Source organism: Brevibacillus sp. SAFN-007a (genome assembly GCF_051967035.1).
In the GTDB taxonomy this organism is placed as follows: domain Bacteria; phylum Bacillota; class Bacilli; order Brevibacillales; family Brevibacillaceae; genus Brevibacillus.
The window spans coordinates 85,604-102,192 of record NZ_JBQCKK010000007.1 but is presented as its reverse complement, the minus strand read 5'-3'; the positions used below and the strand labels follow the sequence as shown (position 1 = coordinate 102,192).

20 protein-coding genes are annotated in these 16,589 nt (G+C 55.9%); 11 read left to right on the top strand and 9 right to left on the bottom strand.

Annotated elements, in window-relative coordinates:
* Positions 1 to 20 precede the first annotated feature (20 nt).
* Positions 21 to 857, bottom strand: a complete 837-nt coding sequence (locus ACTHO6_RS10695; protein ID WP_440241526.1) for a serine/threonine protein kinase — start codon at positions 855 to 857, stop codon at positions 21 to 23.
* Between the two features lie 109 nt (positions 858 to 966).
* Between ACTHO6_RS10695 and ACTHO6_RS10690 the strand changes: the two genes are divergently transcribed.
* On the top strand, positions 967 to 2,085 hold the full coding sequence (locus ACTHO6_RS10690; protein WP_440241525.1) for a DUF3900 domain-containing protein: 1,119 nt from the start codon (positions 967 to 969) through the stop codon (positions 2,083 to 2,085).
* Between the two features lie 20 nt (positions 2,086 to 2,105).
* Positions 2,106 to 2,696, top strand: coding sequence for a DUF1444 family protein (locus tag ACTHO6_RS10685; protein WP_440241524.1), 591 nt, complete (start codon positions 2,106 to 2,108; stop codon positions 2,694 to 2,696).
* Positions 2,697 to 2,745: 49 nt separating this feature from the next.
* On the opposite strand, the gene ACTHO6_RS10680 is transcribed toward ACTHO6_RS10685, so the two are convergent.
* The 3 genes from ACTHO6_RS10680 to ACTHO6_RS10670 form a co-directional block, all read right to left on the bottom strand.
* Entirely contained in the window at positions 2,746 to 3,684 is a 939-nt protein-coding gene (locus ACTHO6_RS10680; protein WP_440241523.1) for a hypothetical protein, read from the bottom strand.
* Positions 3,685 to 3,710: 26 nt separating this feature from the next.
* Positions 3,711 to 4,772, bottom strand: a complete 1,062-nt coding sequence (locus ACTHO6_RS10675) for a DUF2515 family protein (protein WP_440241522.1) — start codon at positions 4,770 to 4,772, stop codon at positions 3,711 to 3,713.
* Positions 4,773 to 4,870: 98 nt separating this feature from the next.
* Positions 4,871 to 5,011 (bottom strand): hypothetical protein, encoded by a 141-nt coding sequence (locus ACTHO6_RS10670; RefSeq protein WP_440241521.1) that lies wholly within the window; start codon positions 5,009 to 5,011, stop codon positions 4,871 to 4,873.
* 103 nt (positions 5,012 to 5,114) lie between these two features.
* On the opposite strand from ACTHO6_RS10670, the gene ACTHO6_RS10665 reads away from it, so the two are divergent.
* Positions 5,115 to 5,423 (top strand): iron-sulfur cluster biosynthesis family protein, encoded by a 309-nt coding sequence (locus ACTHO6_RS10665; protein ID WP_440241520.1) that lies wholly within the window; start codon positions 5,115 to 5,117, stop codon positions 5,421 to 5,423.
* A gap of 5 nt (positions 5,424 to 5,428) precedes the next feature.
* Here ACTHO6_RS10665 and ACTHO6_RS10660 read toward each other — a convergent pair whose 3' ends face one another.
* From ACTHO6_RS10660 to ACTHO6_RS10645, 4 genes are all read right to left on the bottom strand, one after another.
* A complete protein-coding gene (locus ACTHO6_RS10660) occupies positions 5,429 to 5,878 on the bottom strand; it encodes a DUF441 domain-containing protein (protein WP_440241519.1) in 450 nt (149 codons plus the stop codon).
* A gap of 112 nt (positions 5,879 to 5,990) precedes the next feature.
* The gene (locus ACTHO6_RS10655; RefSeq protein ID WP_440241518.1) at positions 5,991 to 6,302 is read right to left on the bottom strand and encodes a YfhH family protein; all 312 of its coding nucleotides are present in this window, start codon (positions 6,300 to 6,302) and stop codon (positions 5,991 to 5,993) included.
* A 399-nt stretch (positions 6,303 to 6,701) separates the two neighbouring features.
* Positions 6,702 to 7,331 carry a cell wall hydrolase gene (locus ACTHO6_RS10650; RefSeq protein ID WP_440241517.1) on the bottom strand — a complete coding sequence of 210 codons (630 nt, stop codon included), beginning with the start codon at positions 7,329 to 7,331 and terminating at the stop codon, positions 6,702 to 6,704.
* A 238-nt stretch (positions 7,332 to 7,569) separates the two neighbouring features.
* Positions 7,570 to 8,274, bottom strand: coding sequence for a peptidylprolyl isomerase (locus ACTHO6_RS10645; RefSeq protein WP_440241515.1), 705 nt, complete (start codon positions 8,272 to 8,274; stop codon positions 7,570 to 7,572).
* A 126-nt stretch (positions 8,275 to 8,400) separates the two neighbouring features.
* Between ACTHO6_RS10645 and ACTHO6_RS10640 the strand changes: the two genes are divergently transcribed.
* From ACTHO6_RS10640 to ACTHO6_RS10605, 8 genes are all read left to right on the top strand, one after another.
* Positions 8,401 to 9,558, top strand: a complete 1,158-nt coding sequence (locus tag ACTHO6_RS10640) for a trans-sulfuration enzyme family protein (RefSeq protein WP_440241514.1) — start codon at positions 8,401 to 8,403, stop codon at positions 9,556 to 9,558.
* Positions 9,559 to 9,687: 129 nt separating this feature from the next.
* Positions 9,688 to 10,251, top strand: coding sequence for an RNA polymerase sigma factor (locus tag ACTHO6_RS10635; RefSeq protein ID WP_440241513.1), 564 nt, complete (start codon positions 9,688 to 9,690; stop codon positions 10,249 to 10,251).
* Entirely contained in the window at positions 10,248 to 11,321 is a 1,074-nt protein-coding gene (locus ACTHO6_RS10630) for a TolB family protein (RefSeq protein ID WP_440241512.1), read from the top strand. Before ACTHO6_RS10635 ends, ACTHO6_RS10630 begins: the two co-directional genes overlap by 4 nt.
* A gap of 17 nt (positions 11,322 to 11,338) precedes the next feature.
* Positions 11,339 to 13,570: a hypothetical protein gene (locus ACTHO6_RS10625; RefSeq protein WP_440241511.1), complete on the top strand. Its 2,232-nt coding sequence runs from the start codon at positions 11,339 to 11,341 to the stop codon at positions 13,568 to 13,570.
* On the top strand, positions 13,564 to 14,496 hold the full coding sequence (locus ACTHO6_RS10620) for an ABC transporter ATP-binding protein (protein ID WP_440241510.1): 933 nt from the start codon (positions 13,564 to 13,566) through the stop codon (positions 14,494 to 14,496). The genes ACTHO6_RS10625 and ACTHO6_RS10620 overlap by 7 nt, the downstream gene beginning before the upstream one ends.
* Positions 14,493 to 15,359 carry an ABC transporter permease gene (locus ACTHO6_RS10615; RefSeq protein WP_440241509.1) on the top strand — a complete coding sequence of 289 codons (867 nt, stop codon included), beginning with the start codon at positions 14,493 to 14,495 and terminating at the stop codon, positions 15,357 to 15,359. Before ACTHO6_RS10620 ends, ACTHO6_RS10615 begins: the two co-directional genes overlap by 4 nt.
* A 31-nt stretch (positions 15,360 to 15,390) precedes the next feature.
* On the top strand, positions 15,391 to 15,564 hold the full coding sequence (locus tag ACTHO6_RS10610; protein ID WP_440241508.1) for a hypothetical protein: 174 nt from the start codon (positions 15,391 to 15,393) through the stop codon (positions 15,562 to 15,564).
* Between the two features lie 164 nt (positions 15,565 to 15,728).
* Positions 15,729 to 16,034, top strand: a complete 306-nt coding sequence (locus ACTHO6_RS10605) for a DUF1292 domain-containing protein (RefSeq protein ID WP_440241507.1) — start codon at positions 15,729 to 15,731, stop codon at positions 16,032 to 16,034.
* A gap of 102 nt (positions 16,035 to 16,136) precedes the next feature.
* On the opposite strand, the gene ACTHO6_RS10600 is transcribed toward ACTHO6_RS10605, so the two are convergent.
* Positions 16,137 to 16,514 carry a general stress protein gene (locus ACTHO6_RS10600; protein ID WP_005836313.1) on the bottom strand — a complete coding sequence of 126 codons (378 nt, stop codon included), beginning with the start codon at positions 16,512 to 16,514 and terminating at the stop codon, positions 16,137 to 16,139.
* Between the last annotated feature and the right edge of the window lie 75 nt (positions 16,515 to 16,589).

Sequence of the window (16,589 nt, the reverse complement as noted above, 5' to 3'; positions counted from 1 at the left end):
CGGTGCCCTGCTCTTTTTGTCTAGGGTTTGTCGCCAGCCGAGCGCACAGCCAGGTACTGCGCAAGCTCCTGCAACCATTCGCGAACACTGCCATAAGGCTCGTCCAATTGGAGCAGCTTGCGAATCATGCGGCGGATTTCCGGAGACAGGGAAAGCTCCTCCTCCCAACTGCGCTCCGGGGCATCTTCCTCGGGCGAGTAACCGGAGTAGAGCAAAAACAGAAAAAAGTGCCCCAGTGCGTACAGATCGCTGGAGGGTGCCACTTCGCGCTTCAACTGCTTTTCCGATGGGTAGGCGTTGAGCGATTCGGCCATGTAGGTAGGCTTGTCGCCGATGAAACGCGCCAGTCCGAAGTCGATTAAATACGGCCGACCGTCTTGCCAGATGACGTTTGGGATACGCACATCGCGATGGATCAGTCCCTGGTCGTGCAGATGAGCCACGAGTTCGCCAATCTGCTGCATGTAACCGGCGCACTCGCGCTCATCCGCTACGATGCCGCGCTCAAACAGCATCTCCTCCAAGGTAGGCCCCGCGAAATACGTCATCGCCAGAAACGAATCCCCGCGGTACGTAAAGGCGTCCACGAAGCGAGGAAATTGCGGATGGGACAGGGAGGACAGCACCTTGCGCTCATACGCTTGCATGGCCTCGCCTTTCGGGGTATGGCGCAGGCTGGGCTTCACCTGCTTGACCACGACCTTGTCCCCTGTCGGCGTGTGGGTGGCGAGATAGGCGATTCCGTAGCTGCCCATCCCGAGTACGTGCTGAATCTTGTATGCGCCGATCGTCGCGCCAGGGCGATAGGGCCTGTCGCGAAAGGCGCTTGTCCACCATTCTTTGAGCTTCGTCCACATAACCGCTTCCCTCCTGTTGTCATCTTACCACGAATGGAAAAAGGCTGACCTTTTTTTGTACAGGTTTGCTATAATCAGGTTCGGTACATGTAGACAGGAGCGACGGGGAATGAATTTTATCATTGACTGGGTATCCTTTTATTTGATTGAACAGCCGGAGGAAGCGGACGGCATCAAGCAGGTGCGGATGACGCGCCACTTGGGCCACGATGACTATCAGCGCAGCGAGCTTCGCGATTTTTTGGACGGGGAGTTCGCGCGCATCGCCAAACGCAAGGTCGACCCGAATCCAAGAACAGAGGGGACGCCGACCAAGCTGGGCCAATTCGTGGTGGAGCCGGGACATCCGCTGGACTCCAATCCGAACTACGCGCTGCTGAACCGCTTGCTTTCTGCCGAGACGCCCGGCGAGAGCAAGGAGCCGTGCCAGGAGCTGGTGCAGTCGTACTTGCGGACCTCGCAGGTGCGGGGCGGCGTGCTGCTTGTCGTGCGCACGCGTCTGGAGCTTTTGGATGAGCGCTACGTGTTTATACTGAAATGCGATTTCGAACAGAAAACGGCGGTCATTACGGATGAAAAGAGCCTGATTTCCAACGTGCGCATGGCGATCAACGCGAAAAACATGAAATCGCTGATGTATCCGTACATGATCGAATCCGGGATGAACGACCCGTACCATGTGAAAATCCATCAGTTTTCCCATGCGCGCTACTTCGAGGAATTTTTGCGCTTTATTGAATATCCGCAAACGGTGACGCAGCTCGTCTCCGAGGAGGTCATTTCTTTGGCGCGCCAGCATATCGAATCCACGTATCCCGAGGAATCCGAGGAGAGGGTGCGGGAGGAAGAAGCGATTGAACTGATCGCGGCCAGCCCCAAGCGGGAGCTGGCGGAGAAGTGGGAGCACGAGACGGTCATGGAAGCGATGCAGATCATTACCGACCGCCAGCCGGAGGTCGAGCTGAAATTCAAGCTCGATCACATGCAAATTCGCACGCTGCTCGCCGATTACGGCACGAATTTGCACATTGCCAAGGTGAACGGACGGTATTTGCTCGTGTTGGAGGGGGAGCAGCTCCAGTTTGAGCGGGGCGTGTCTCCGGTGGAATTTGTGAAGCCAAAATCGTTGGCCGAGGTCGTCAGGGAGATCGAGGAGCGCAGCAGCCACTACGCCCGGCCGCAGGTCAGCGTGCCAGGCGTCGATGACGATGCGCCGCCGTGGGACTAAACGAAGGAGGGACAACCGCCATGCAGGAAAAAGGACGGACGCTGATCGGGCAGGAACAAAACGTGTACCCTGTCCTGCGCCATGCCTCGCTCGTCGAGAAGTTTCCCGGTCGCTTTGTCGTCCGGGAGCACACCGCAGACACGCGCGTGCTGTACGCGCTTGACCGGGGAGAAGGCTATGCGCTGATTGAGACGGGCATGCTCGCTCAGTCCGGCTGGACAAACGAACAGCTTCACCAGTACGCGATGGACAATTTGCAAAAGCTGCCGTACACGGTGAAAACGCAGGAGGTGGCGGGCAACCGGATTCATTTTATCAGCCCGCCGGACGGCTACGCGGCAAGCCGGATTCTCCTCGATTCGCTATTGCGCCGGTTTGACCAGGAAAAACAGGGAGACTCGCTCGGCGTAGCCATTCCGCATCAGGATGTGCTGATTGTCGCGGACATGACCGGGGAAGTCGGCGCGAATTTGCTCGCCCGCCTGACGTACGATTTCGCCTCCAAGGGCCAGGTGCCGATTGCCGTCCTGCCGTTTTTCTGGGAGGATGGAGAGCTGACGCCGTTTCTCGTCGTCTCGCACGATACGGATAACAAACCGAAAAACAAGTAAAAGCGCGGGAATGTCTCTCGCGCTTTTTGTATGGAGGAAACGAATTCTCCTACTCGCCGAGCAACAACTCCACGAACCGTCCCGCCTCGTGAATCAGCCAGTAAGGCTGGCGCGGGCCGGATATGTACAAGTCTGTCGCAACGGCGAGCATATGGCCTACGCGCTCTTCGTCCCCCATCCTGCGGGCGCACACGCCCATGACCATCCACGGATACATGTCGCCAGTCTCAAACGCATCGAAGCGGGGAAATGCTTTCGTGATCCGCTCATAGAGCATCGAGCCGACAGCGGGCTCGCACAAGCGGTAGACGATGGGAAACGCCTGGGAGGTGACATCCGGATACCATTTTCGCCAGCCGGGATGGGAGCGGTCGTACATCGCGTACGAACGGCGCAGGCGGCTGTACATACCGGCAATTCCGGTCTTGCAGGCGGCGGCGCGCACGGAAGCCTCCTGTGCCAGCAGCTCGTCGCCAAGCAAGGCAAACAGGAAGTGCGCGTCGTCCAGTCCTTTGGCGACCTCGCAATTGTCCATCAAGTATTTGACGCGAAACGAATGTTTGGCCCAGGTCAGGCCGTCCTTTTGCTGTAGCCGGGCTATTCCTTGCAGCATGTAGGCGAGCACTTCCTGGTTGGCTGCGAGCCAGGAGCAATCGCCCGTGCGATGTGTCCACTCCGCGACGAGCGAGAAAAAGGTCGCGTGGTAGCTGTCTTCGCTGTCCGCTGCCCCCGTGTCGAGCTCTTGCCCGCGATCGAGGCGAAAGTCGTTGATGTAGCCGTCCGCATTCAAATGCTGCACGTACCAATCCATGTAAGAGCGGACGGCTTCCCACTCTTGTAGCCGGAGAAGGGCGATCAAGGCCAGATTGGCAAAATACGGATTGATCTGATCCCGGCCAGGTCCCAGCAGAAAAGCCCCGCCAGGAAGCTGGCAGGACAACAGGTAGTCACGTTGATGGGCAAGCAGATCGCTGCGGGCGTCGTACATAGAGGTGTGGCCTCCATTCTCAGGTCTCAGGTGAACGTTGTCACCAATTTTACGCCGTATTCCATCCAGTGCAAAGCCCGCATGTACGAGGCGGCGTCAATCGCGGGTAGCTGCGCGGGCTTTTCCACCTCCTGATGCCATTTTTCGTCCCGGAACCGGAACCAGTCTGTGCCATCGGCAGGATCGTGCCCGACGTCTGCCCAGGCGGCCTGCAAAAAAGGACTGTACAGCTTGGGCTGTCCGGCAATCAGATTCTCGCCATCCAGTCGCAGCTTGTATCCGTCGTCCGCTTGCCCCGAGCGGCGGTGCGGTGTGAACAGATGCGGCCAATAGTCTGCGCGCGAGCCGGTATGCGGGATGCGCGTGCAAAACGCGCTCATTTTTTCCAGTCGCTCGCGATCCGCGAACAGAAGCTGGTACAACGCCTTTCCGATGGTAATGCGCTGGGTGAGATCGGAAAAATGATGGACGTTCACTCCGGCGATACTCAGTCTTTTGTCCGTAGGGTGCGCCTTGTAGGGAAACAAAATCTGGTTGAGAGAAAAAAGCGATTGGGTAAAAAACGCATACGTGGAAAAAATGCGTTTCATCGTAAACGGTTTATGTACGACGCGCTGCTCGATATATTGCTGCTCATTGACGATCAGGGCGCGGGTGAGCCGCGAGCTGTCGCCTGACGTGAGGAAATCCTGCCAGTACGGCTGCATAAACACAGAGACGCCAAGCGGTGCGAGCAGCGAAGTCAAGTCCTCGCCGCGCCGTTTCATCTCGGCATACAGGAGTAGCTGCGGGTAGGCATCGTAAAAAATCAGCCAGTTGCTTCTCTCCAGCATCCAGAAAAACGGCTCGATCTCCGCTTCGTCCATGATGGCGGGAATCCATTCGCCTTTCAGATCGGTCATATTCCATCCGCCGTTGCGCGAGACGAGATGGGCAAGCAACGCCCAGTGGACCTCCTGGTGCTGGCGGTAAAAATCGAGATACGCCCGCGTGCGGGTGACATTGTTGCGATTGGCTTCGGCGGTTTGCTGTCGGATTTGTGCGACGAGTTCTTGGCGGTCGAGAGAGGGCATGGTTGTGATGGTCATGGATCGTGCTAACTCCTTGCCGTTTTGCCATGGGGAAAGGCGCGACCGAGGGGAGAGAGGGGAAAAAAGCAGGTCATGAGGAGCGACCTGCTTTTGTTTCACCCAATCATTTCCAGGACCAAAAGCCGCATCAGCAACTTTTCCTTGGCTTCTTCCCACGATTTGGCGAAGATGACAACCTGCTCCGATTGAAACTGCGTTTCGGCGACAAAGATGCCGTCTCGTTCGTAAATGTTCATAGATGATCGTCCTTTCCGCTGCCTTTCAAGCATTGTATGCTAATAAAAGAAAGTTGATGCATACAAAAGTGCTGGAAAAAGCAAGCAGGAGGGTGGAAAGAAGATGAGAATCAAGCTGACGAAGGAAGCCGTAGCGCAATTGCAAAAAGCAACGCGTCCCGTGCGGATTAGCGGCGAACTGGTAGGCGGGTGCGGCATGACCATCGAATACGCGCTGTGGCTCGATGAGGCGACACCGCAGGATCAGGTGATCCAGGTCGAGGAGATGACGTTGTTGCTCGACCCGGAGACGATCGCGTACATCGGCTCGGAGACGCTGACGATTGACTACCGTCCGCAACAAGGCTTTCGCCTGGTCACGCCGGAGCAAATCGTGGCTTACGGCCTGTCGCTCAAAGAGCGCTGGGGGTGACGTTTTTACTTGGGCAAAAATTGCAGAATGAACGCGAGAATCCCGGCAGCGATGAGCGGGCCGACTGCGACGCCGCGGAAAAACGTGACGCCGATGATCGTTCCGAAAAGCAGTCCCGTGACGATCAACGGATTGCCAGCCATCAGCATCGTTCCTTTTCCCGCCAGATAGGCGACGAACACGCCGATGACGACCGCCAGCACCGTTTGCCAGTGGGTGAACAGGTCCAGCATGGCGGCGGGATTGATTTTTCCGCTCGCAAGCGGCGTGAGAATGCCGATGGTCAAAATGATGATGCCAATCTGCAAGCCATGCTGCTCAAGCACCGGGAAAAACCGTTCCAGCGACAAAAGCCGCATCAGCAAAAGCAGCGCTACCGCGATCGAGACGGTCGCATTGTTTCCGGCGATGCCGAGCGCAAGCAAAAGCAGCAGCGTAAGATTGATGACATCCATGGCGATTGGGCTCGCTTTCGTTTTTGCCCATAGTATATCCAGATGCGTCGCGGCCCGTGTTCGGCCAAGAAAAAAGAGATCAGATGCCGCCAGGCGCTGATCTCTTTATTCATTAGTCGTACCAAGGCTCCAGCATGCCGACCGGAAAGCCGGTCTGCTCGTCCGAATCAGGAAAGCGGCCCCAGGCAAACACGCCGTTGAAATAATCAATGGTAAACGGCTGATCGTAGTTGGCGACACTGTACGTTCCGCCAATGCGAAATTCTCCCGTCCCCAAATAATACGACTTCGCCATGAAATACTTTTGCGTAATAATGGCAAGCTGCGACTCGTCACCCAGTTTCTTTTTCTCCTCGGCTTCCACGTGCAGGCGTTCCATTTCCTCCTGCAACTCGGCAAGCGTCATTTGACTGTATAAACGCAACGGATTGCCTCCTTTCCATACAGGTATATTGTAGCAAAAGACAAGGGAAAAGGCGATGGAGGGAGAGCGTCCGGGCAGAGGAGGCTGGTTCGCGCCTGCAAAAAAAAAGAGGCACTCCCGCAGGGGAATGCCCAATTGTTTGGGGGCGATTGAGAAAAGGAACGATTGGGGCTTGACTGGATTGCTCTCACCCAATCCGGCCAGGCAGCCAGCTACTGTTCACGTAGGCATACGCAGATGGAATCGTTCGATCTACCCATGCTTACGTGAAAGATGTCATTCTCGGAAGAACATCGTACTTTTTCTCAATGCGTTGAAAAAGTGCTTACATGGACAAGATACCAGTCAAAAGTAAAACCCTGATAAAATAAAAATAAACGATTATTAAATTTTTGGCGATTAGCGGGCAAAACGATGGTTGCCGATCACGACGGTTTGGGGCCTGGACCAGATCCATTCGGATGTGGCGGTAGCAGGATTGAAGAAGTAGAGGGAGCCGTTGGTCGGATCCTTTCCCTTCACCGCATCGGCGACTGCCCTTCTGGCGCTCTCGTTGGTCTTGGTGGAGAGCTGGCCGTTTCGGACTGGCGAAAACGCATTGGGAGCGAAAATAACCTCCCGTACCGTATCCGGAAATTGTGAAGAAGCTACCCGATTCAATACGACAGCAGCAATCGCTACTTGTCCCTCATACGGTTCTCCCCGGCCTTCCGCATAGACCAGCCGGGCAAGCAGTTCCATGTCCCTCTCTGAAATTTTCACCTTTCCATGACGAATCACTTTGCGGCGATCGTCTCGGCTGACCTGCACGGAATCGCGTTTTTTCTGTGCGTGAGAGATCGCTGTTTTTGTTTCGCTTTTCACAGACTGTTCCGGTGTTGCTGCGGCTGCGGCTTGAACCGGCACAGGTGTTGTTTTCTTCACGTGAGGTGCCGTTGCGCTCGTCGGCGTGACGAGCAGGCACAGAAGAAGCAAGGCAAAACTGTTGAGAAAGAAGAAAAAGCGCATTCGCGCTGCACGTGTCTTCATGGTGAAACCACTCCTTTTCGCTTTTTGCTGGTGAGGGCGGAAGCGAATCGGGTCTTTTGCAAGTCTAGCGGGAATGATTGTCCAGTGCAAGAGGAAATTGGTCCCACGGAACTATTTACTAAATCAGAATGTTGTGAATGATAGAGGGGAATAGCTGCCAAGGCATGTTTTTCGGTGCGGCCAAACAAAAACACCACTGCACGAAAGCAGTGGTGTTTTGTGTCCTGGTCAGATAGTCTTATTTTTCGATGATGGTCACGGTTTTGATTTTGATCGGTTGCTCCGGTACGCTCAGCTCGCCTGTTTGCGGATTTTGCTTCACTTTCGTGCCCGCAATTTTTTGCACGACATCCATGCCGCTTACGACTTTTCCGAAAATGGTGTAGTTTGGTACGTTTTCCAACCCTTCCACATCTTTTCCGGAACCGATGAAAAATTGGCTGCCGTTTGTGTTTCGTCCGGCATTGGCCATTGCGACCACGCCGACTTCGTATTTGTGGCCGTTATTCAACTCGTCTTCAAACGTGTAGCCAGGGCCGCCTGTACCATTGCCGAGCGGATCGCCCGTCTGGATCATGAAATCTTTGATGACGCGGTGGAATGTCAGACCGTCGTAAAACTTGTCTCTGGCCAAAAAGACGAAGTTGTTCACAGTAATCGGCGCGTCTTTGGCGAACAAATCAATCGTAATGTCTCCCATCGTGGTGGAGATTTTCGCTTGATACGTCTTGTTTTTGTCGATTTGCATGGCAGGAGCCTTGTCGTACTTTTTCTCGCCTGTAGGGCCCGGAGGCTGGGCAGGCTCTTTGGAGTCAGGCTTTTTAGCTGGTGAAGTCGTCTGTGTGGGCTCGGTCGGAGCCGAATCGTTGCTTGCACTGGAACAACCCGTAACCAAGGCGATTGCCATCAGACATGTGAACAGAGTCGTGAAAAACTTTTTCATCTTGTGCACCTTCCTTTGTTTCTTACCTATTGGGTAGTTCGGTTTCGAATTATAGCACAAATGGACAGGCAAATGCCAATCGGCTGGTCTGTCCGGCTTCTGGCATGGTATGATGGTAGAAAAAGGATGATGGATGTGGGAGAACGATTCGAAACGACTGCGGTGCATATCGGACACCCGCCTTTGCGGCAAGCGGTGAGCAAGGCTACCCCGATTTACCAGACCTCTGTGTTTGCCTTTAGTAGCCTGGAAGAAGTCGAAAACTATTACGCGGGCGAAGGCGAATATTTGTATACGCGCAACGGCAATCCCAATCAGGTCGAACTGGCTTCGGCCGTTGCCCGTCTGGAGCAAGCGGAGGCGGGGGTGAGCGCGGCATCCGGCATGGGGGCGATCATGGCTGGCTTGCTCGCGATCCTCTCGTCGGGCGATCACGTTCTGGCTTCCCACGAAATATACGGGGGCACCTACGCTTTGCTGCACAACGAACTGTCGCGCTTCGGCATCGAGCTGGAGTGCATCGTGCTTGACGAAGGGACGAGCCTGGCGAGTCACGTGCGCCCTACGACAAAGCTGCTTTTTCTGGAGACCATCACCAATCCGTTGCTCACGGTGGTCGATCTGCCTTTCTGGATTCGCCAGGCCAAAGAGCTTGGCCTGGCTGTGATGGTCGACAATACGTTCGCGACGCCTTATCTCGTCCAGCCGATCACCTTTGGCGCGGATCTGGTCGTACACAGCGGGACCAAATACATCGGGGGGCATAGTGACGTGACCTGCGGTGTGCTGGTCGGGAGCCGTCCGCTCATCGCGCGTGCGACGGAAATCGTCGTCCATTACGGGGCGTCCCTCAGTCCGTTTGAAGCCTGGCTTGCGGCACGAGGACTGAAGACGCTGGCTGTGCGAATGGAGCGGCAATGTGACAATGCAAGCGAGGTCGCCCGTTTTTTGCGCAGCCATCCTGCTGTCAGCCGCGTCTACTACCCGAGCCAGGAGGCGACGTCGTTTTTCGCCAGGCCGAAGCAGGGGGCGATGGTGTCCTTTACGCTTCGGGATGAAAGCAAGATTTACGACTTTTACCGGGCGCTGAACTGGATTCCATTCGTACCGTCTCTGGCCGGCGTAGAGACGAGTGTTTCCCACCCGGTCACGACCTCGCATCGGGCTTTTTCCCCGGAACAACGAAAAGCGACCGGGATTACGATGGGGCTGGTGCGCATGTCTGTCGGGATCGAAGCCATCGACGATATCGTGAGCGAGCTTGCCCGTGCGTTGCGATGGTAGGGAAACCAGGCGGACCCTGTAACTTCTTGACAGACAGTTCGTATCACTTAGGGAAAATGGAGCCGGAAGGAAGGAAGCCCATGTATTCCTGCTCGATGCAACAAATTGGGAGAAACCGAGGAAACCGTAATGGGAATGGCGATAAAACGTCCCGCGCCAGTAGCGGACCCGGCCTCTGGAGACTATTTTGAAGCTCGTCCCTTTCCGGAACTGTACGACGAGTATTTCGATCGCGTGAACCGCTATTTGCGCTGCCGTGTCCAGAGTACGTGGGATGCCGATGATCTGACCACTGTGGTCTTTTTAAAAGCGCTGGAAAAATTCGATCAATACAGCAGAACAAGTCCGTTTGCCTCCTGGATATTCCGTATTGCTCACAATACATACGTGGACTTTATGCGAAAAAACAGGGAGCTTCCCGTCGATCAGGAGGACTTTCTGGGAAGCCAGCCGGATGATACCTGGCAGCCGGAACGACAGGCGCTGACCAACGAGGAAATTGGCCTGCTTCGTGACCGGCTTGACTTATTGTCGCAGGATCAGAAGGATGTCCTCATGCTTCGTTATTTTGCCGATCTGAAAATCAGTCAGGTCGCCGAAGTGCTTGGCAAGACAGAATCGAGCGTCAAAATGATCTCCTATCGAGGACTGCAAAAGCTACAGAAGATGTACGAAAGGGGGGACTCCGATTGAGAGAGGAGGAGAAACACCCCCCAGGTCGCAGCAAAGATCAGACTGTCGCTCAACTTCTGACCCATTTAAAGCGAATGCGCCGCTCTGTGCCTGTCAATTATCAGCTCAAGGCTGAACTGAAAAAGCAACTGCTGGAGCGAATGAAGGAGCTGGAAACAGACCAGGCGCAGGCGCTACGGGAACGACAGCCGCGCAAGAGACGCCAGCTGGCCTGGATCGGCGGTGCGGCGCTGGCAGTCGCGCTGTCTGTCATTGCCTGCATGTGGTGGAGCGGCGGCACAATCACGGTGGAAAGGCAGGAGATGCTTACCTTGCCTGCCGATGCGTCTGTGGAACAGGTGGATATTGACAGGTCCGCGACACAGATCGCCTACCTGGCCGATCCGTCAGAACTGCGGACGATCCCGCTCGCAAGCGATACACAGCCAGTCACTGTCAAGTTGCCGCCGACAAAAGGCGCGTACGTGGCGCTGGCCTGGTCCAATCGGGGCAAAGAGATCGCTGTCGTCGAGCAAGCCGGGCGCATGTCCCGCCTGTGGATCGTGGAGTTGCCGACGACGTACAGCATGGGCAATAGCCGCCTGGTAAAAGAAGAAGAAGGCGTCGCCTACGGCTCGCCAAGCTGGTCGCAGCATGACGACTCGATTGCCTATACCCGCTCGATGGGCGACAGCGACGAAATTTGGGTTACGAGCACCATCTCCTTGCAGGAATGGAAGCTGGCCGAGGGGACGCAGCCAGAATGGTCGCCAGACGGACGCTTTCTGGCGTTTCGCAAGGACGGGGCGATTCAGGTCATGGAAATGCGAACGGGGCGGATCTCGACGCTGGGACAAGGCCAGTGGGCTTCCTGGCGTTCCGGGCATGAGCTGACGTATACGGAACCGGGCGGCCAGCTCATGGAAGCTAGCGTGGCAGACAAGCCTTTCGTGACAGAAGAGCTGCCGGTTGACAACCGGAATACGGCGGAGCTGATCCGTGCCAACTGGGCGGCAAAAGGAAAGCAACTGCTGCTTCTTTCGCGTAAAAGTCAGCCGCTGGAGCTGGTCGTCTCGCTGGCGTCACGATAACGAGCGGAGGAACAAGCATGAAAAGGAAATGGATGTTGGTCTTTGTCGCCGCCTGGCTTGGCTTTGCCGGACAATCGGCGTGGGCACAGAGCAACGTGGATATCGAAGTGAATGTCCCCTTGGGAGGGATCGTCAAGTACGAATCGTGGGTGCGGCTGGGCGTGACGATCACCAGTCAGGAAAAAGACATGGCGGGCTTCGTGGAGCTGTCGCGAAAGCCGCTGTCCAAAAATCTGCGGCAAGCGAACCTGCGTCAGCCGATACTGCTGGAACAAGGCAAGAGCAAGACGGTGTATTTTGACATGCCGATGCAGCTTTTGCTCAACGACTGGTATGTGCACGTCACGCAAAATGGACAGGTCCTCCGATCAGAAAAGCTGCGCGTCCCTTACCCGAAAGACGGGCAGACGATCGGAGTCGTGGACGACGGCGTCCATGCGTTTCATTTTCTCGCCGCAAACGCCCCTTCCTCCCAGCGGAATCGGCCGCTTTCCGTGCAAAACCTGGCGCCGGACATGCTTCCGGACCAGTCGTGGATGTACGACAGCCTTGACGTCCTGGCAATCGGCGGCAAACAAGGGGCGTCCATCGACGACGCACAGCTTGCGGCGATCAAGGAATGGATCAAGCTGGGAGGCGTCGTCATTGTGTCGGCAGGGCCGAATCAGGATGCGTTGGTGCAGCGGCTTGCCGACCTTTTGCCCGTCCAGCCCGGCCAGTCAGGGAGCGTGCCGATCGCAGAGGCGCTGCGCAAGTACGCAGCCGACAAGCCCGCCCCTCCCGGCAACGTGGCGGTATACAACAAGAATCTGCCCCTGTTTGTAGCGAAACAAAGCGGCAATGGACTTTTTTTGTTCGTCAACTACGATGTGACGGCCGAACCGTTGGCCTCCTGGCAACACAACCTGCCGCTATGGCAAAACGTCATGGTGCAGCAGGGCGCAACGGCTGTTTTGGACAACAAACGCTACACGGACCAGATGGCCAGGCCCTTGCTGGAGCTGAGCCAAAACATGCCGGACGTGCAAACGCCGCCACCCGTCTGGATGGTGGTGCTGTGGGGCGGCTATGTGCTTTTGGTTGCGCCGCTAACTTATTTCGTCCTACAAAGAGTCGGCAAACGCGAATGGGCGTGGGGCATCATTCCGGGAGCAGCGATTCTCTTGACGGTCGGTATTTTCGCGATCGGGAAGCCGCTGGTGGTAAAAACGAATGTCAGCTACACGATTTCGGAAATAGGTATTCTGGATGAAACGTTGGCCAGGACGCGCACCGCGGCCACGTTCCTGGCGGTCGACAAGGACGGCTACGATGTAACCGTCGCGCCATCCCTTGTCGCTGTCCCGTTGACGCACGGACGAAACGACTACGAGCCGGAAGGACTGACAGACGGATCGCGGCTCTTGTCTTACCGCCATCTGCCGTACCTGACTCCGAGACAGGCGATCGGCTTTGGCGTCTTGCGAGATGTCGGGGCGTTTGATGTGGATGTGCGCGTAGAGGAGAACCGGCTTGTCGGACGGGTGAAAAACCGGACAGCCTACTCCTATGAGCAGGCGTTTATCGAGGTCGGGTTGCAGCGCATGGCGATCGGGTCCTTGAAAAAAGGGGAAGAGAAGCGGATTGACGGCGAGCTGGAATCGCTGTTTATGCCGCGAAATCCAGGGCAGGATGAGCCGGATTCGCCGGAAAAGCGGCGCAAGCAGATGCAGGAGAATGTCATCGGCTATGCGCAGAGCGGTCAAGTGCGACTGATTGGAATGACGACAGCGCCTGTTCCGCTCATGAACATGCAGGAGCCCCATCAGGCTCATTACTGGAATGTCGTCACCCAGCCGGTACAGCTCCAGCCGCAAGCCGACGGGAATGTAATGCTGCCCTATGGACTTTTGCAGGCAGAGCTGATGGAAGCGACCGGGGACTACGAATCGAACACGGGCTATCTCTGGCAGCTCGGAAAAGGAAGCATGACGTTTGAATTGCGGACGGACACGGCCAACCTGGAGCTGAAGCGGCTGCTGGTTCCGCTTGACCACAGCTCGTACCGTCCTTTTCGCATCGAGTACTTCCACCGGAAGAGCGGGAAGTGGCAGACGGTGGATCGCGGGACAAAACTGGTGCTGGAAGAAGAGCTTCCGGACGCTTTGACAGCCAACCGCACGCTCTTGCTGCGTTTTTCCAACGGCACGGCTTCGCGCCTGTCGCTGCCGACACCGTTTTTCCAGGTGGAAGGGGTGAGAACATGGTAATTGAAACCGTGCATCTGGGGAAGCGCTACGGCACTCTGCAAGCCTTGACGGACCTGAATCTGTCCATCGCGCCGGGAAAAGTGTTCGGCTTTATTGGCCCGAATGGCGCCGGGAAATCGACGACGATGCTGATATTGTCCACGTTGCTTGAACAAAGCGAGGGCGAGGCGTACGTCTGCGGCTACAACGTTCGCAAGGACCCGGCCAGCGTGCGCCAGTCGCTTGGCTACATGCCCGATTTTTTTGGCGTGTACGACAACTTGACGGCCGTGGAATATTTGGAGTTTTACGCCGGGGCCTTTCACATCCCCGCCCGCAAAAGGCGCTCCTTGGTGGCCGATTTGCTGGAACTGGTCAATCTGGCGCACAAAGCGGATGCGCTTGTCGATTCCTTGTCGCGAGGGATGCAGCAGCGCCTGGGGCTGGCGAGATGCCTCGTCCATGATCCCGCGGTTCTGATTCTGGACGAACCGGCGTCTGGTTTGGACCCGCGGGCGCGGATCGAACTGCGGGAGATCATCAAGCAACTGCGGGAGATGGGCAAAACCATCCTCATCAGTTCGCACATTTTGCCTGAGCTGGCCGAGCTGTGCGATGAGATCGGCGTGATGGAACGGGGAAAATTGATCGCGTGCGGCTCCGTCCACGAAGTAACCAGCAGGCAGACAGGCAGGAGCGTCATGCAGCTTCGGGCGCTCTCCAACCTCGACAAAGCGGCGCTGCTTTTGGAAAGCTCCCCGCATGTGAACCAGCTGGAGGACTGCGGAGGCGGCTTCCGCTTTTCGTTCCAGGGCACCGAGCAACAAAAGGCAGAGCTATTGCAAGAGCTGATCGACGAGCAGGTGGCAGTCGTCTACTACGGTGACGCGAAGAGAAATTTGGAGGACATATTTTTGGCGATTACGGAAGGGGGCAGCATGGAATGAACGGCTTCCTTTTCAATCCGCTTCTCGTAAAAGAAATGCGCGAGCGGTTCCGCTCCCGAAAAACCGTGTGCATTCTGGCGATTTACCTGCTCGTCATGGGCGGAATTCCGCTCGGCTTTTTGCTGACGGACCCGCTCAGGGCGGAAGCGCTGGGCGAGAATCGCAGCCTGTTTTTGATTTCGGCGACGATTCATTTTGCGATGGTCTGCTTTGTCGCGCCAGCCTTGACAGCGGGGGCCATCAGCGGCGAGCGCGAACGGCAGACGCTCCCGATCCTGCTGACGACGCAGCTGTCGCCTGCCACGATTGTATGGAGCAAGCTGATTACATCGCTGGCTTTTTCGATGCTTTTGCTCGTAGCCTGCATGCCGCTGTACAGTATCGTCATGCTGTACGGGAGCGTGTCACCCGAGCAGATGGCGCAGCTTTTGCTGTTTTTGGCCGTGCACATGTTCTTTTTGGGTTCGCTTGGAGTGTTTTGCTCCACCTGGAGCAAGCGCACCTCGGTCAGTACGATTACCTCGTACGGGATCGCCTTCTTTTTCGTCGTCGGAACCGGTTTGTTGTTTTTTTTCCTCGGCGAATGGCTACAGCAAAGCTACCCGGACAGGTACCCGGATCAGAACGTCTGGAATTTGCCTGAGCTGCAAGTGCTGGCGAGCATCAATCCGGTCATTGTCCTGTTTGGCATCCTGGGAGAGTCGCTGGACCACTCCGAGCAGCTCGCCTTTTCGCCGTGGCTGTTCTTTTCCTGCTTTTACGTCGCGCTCGGACTCTTCCTGATGGTGTGGAGCGCGTATTTGCTCAAGCCGATCCGGCGAAAATGGTGGAGTTGGAAGAAAGGGGATGTTCGTGTACAATGAAGGGGATGTGTGGGAAAAGGGAGGTCTTTTGGTGAGCAAACAGGAAGAAGTGCAAATTATTGATTTCGAGGAACTGCTCCGATCCATCGAGAGTCGTCTGGCTTCTGCGGGCATGTACGTGCAGCGTGAAGCGATCATTACGATTCTGCAAGCCGAAGAAGCGTTTTTGCTGGAAAAAGGCGTGCTTCAAGCGTATAACGAGTAACAAGCGGACAACCTGCCATGGCGGTAGGTTGTTTTTTTATAAAGAAAGCTGCGCCCTTCGGGATACAGGGGCTATGCGATCACGCCATTCGCCTGTTTGCTTCTGGGGGAAAAAAACGGTATGATGGGATGGTGAACCAATATCCGCATAAGGACGTGAACGCATTGACAGAAGATAACAAAGACCTCGAATTGGGCGATATCATTACGCTGGACGACGAAAACGGTGAACCGTTGGGTGATTTTGAAGTAGTGGCGATGTTCGACCTGAACGGTAAAGAATATATTGCCTTGACCGAAGCGCTCGAAGACGAGGAAGCCGAAGAAGAACTGGATGAAGAAGTGGACATCTTCGTATTCCAGATCGACGGCGGCGAAATGGTACCTTTGGAAGAAGCCGAGGAAGGCGCTGTGTACGCAAAGCTGAACGAGGTTCTGGAAGGCATTGAACTGATCGACAAAGGCGAATAAGAAAGCAAAGGCCGCTGCCCAGGTTGAGAAAACCGGGCAGCGGCTTTTTTGCACGAGCTACGCCAATCGCTTGGCGAACGCCCCGCTTCCGGAGGTCGCGGCTCAGTCGTTCATTTTGATGATGTTGTCTTTCAGGTCGCGGACGACCAAAAGGCAGGTGTAGTCCGTCTCTTGCAGCTCCCTGACCAGGGCGGAGCATTCATCCTTGGTCAGCCCAAGCTTTTCCAGTCGGGTGCGCAGCTCCTCGCCGCCGTTGTCAAAGAAGTGGGCCTTGCTGTCGATATCGCCTACCGCGCTTTCAAAATGCGTACTGTATTTATAAAAATTGTCGCGTTGATTCGAGTGGTTTTTATCGGGATTCCACTTCAGTACCCAAATGTCATCCTTATGGTAGCCGGACGAATTCAACGCCTGAATGTCCGAAACCAGCTCCTGATCGTACCGATGAAACTTGACAAACGGCTTGGTTGCACTTATCAACGTTATTCCCCCCTATGTCGCCTCAGGAATCGATGCTCTCATAGGGTGCCCGCTAAAACGGGATCAATGAATGGA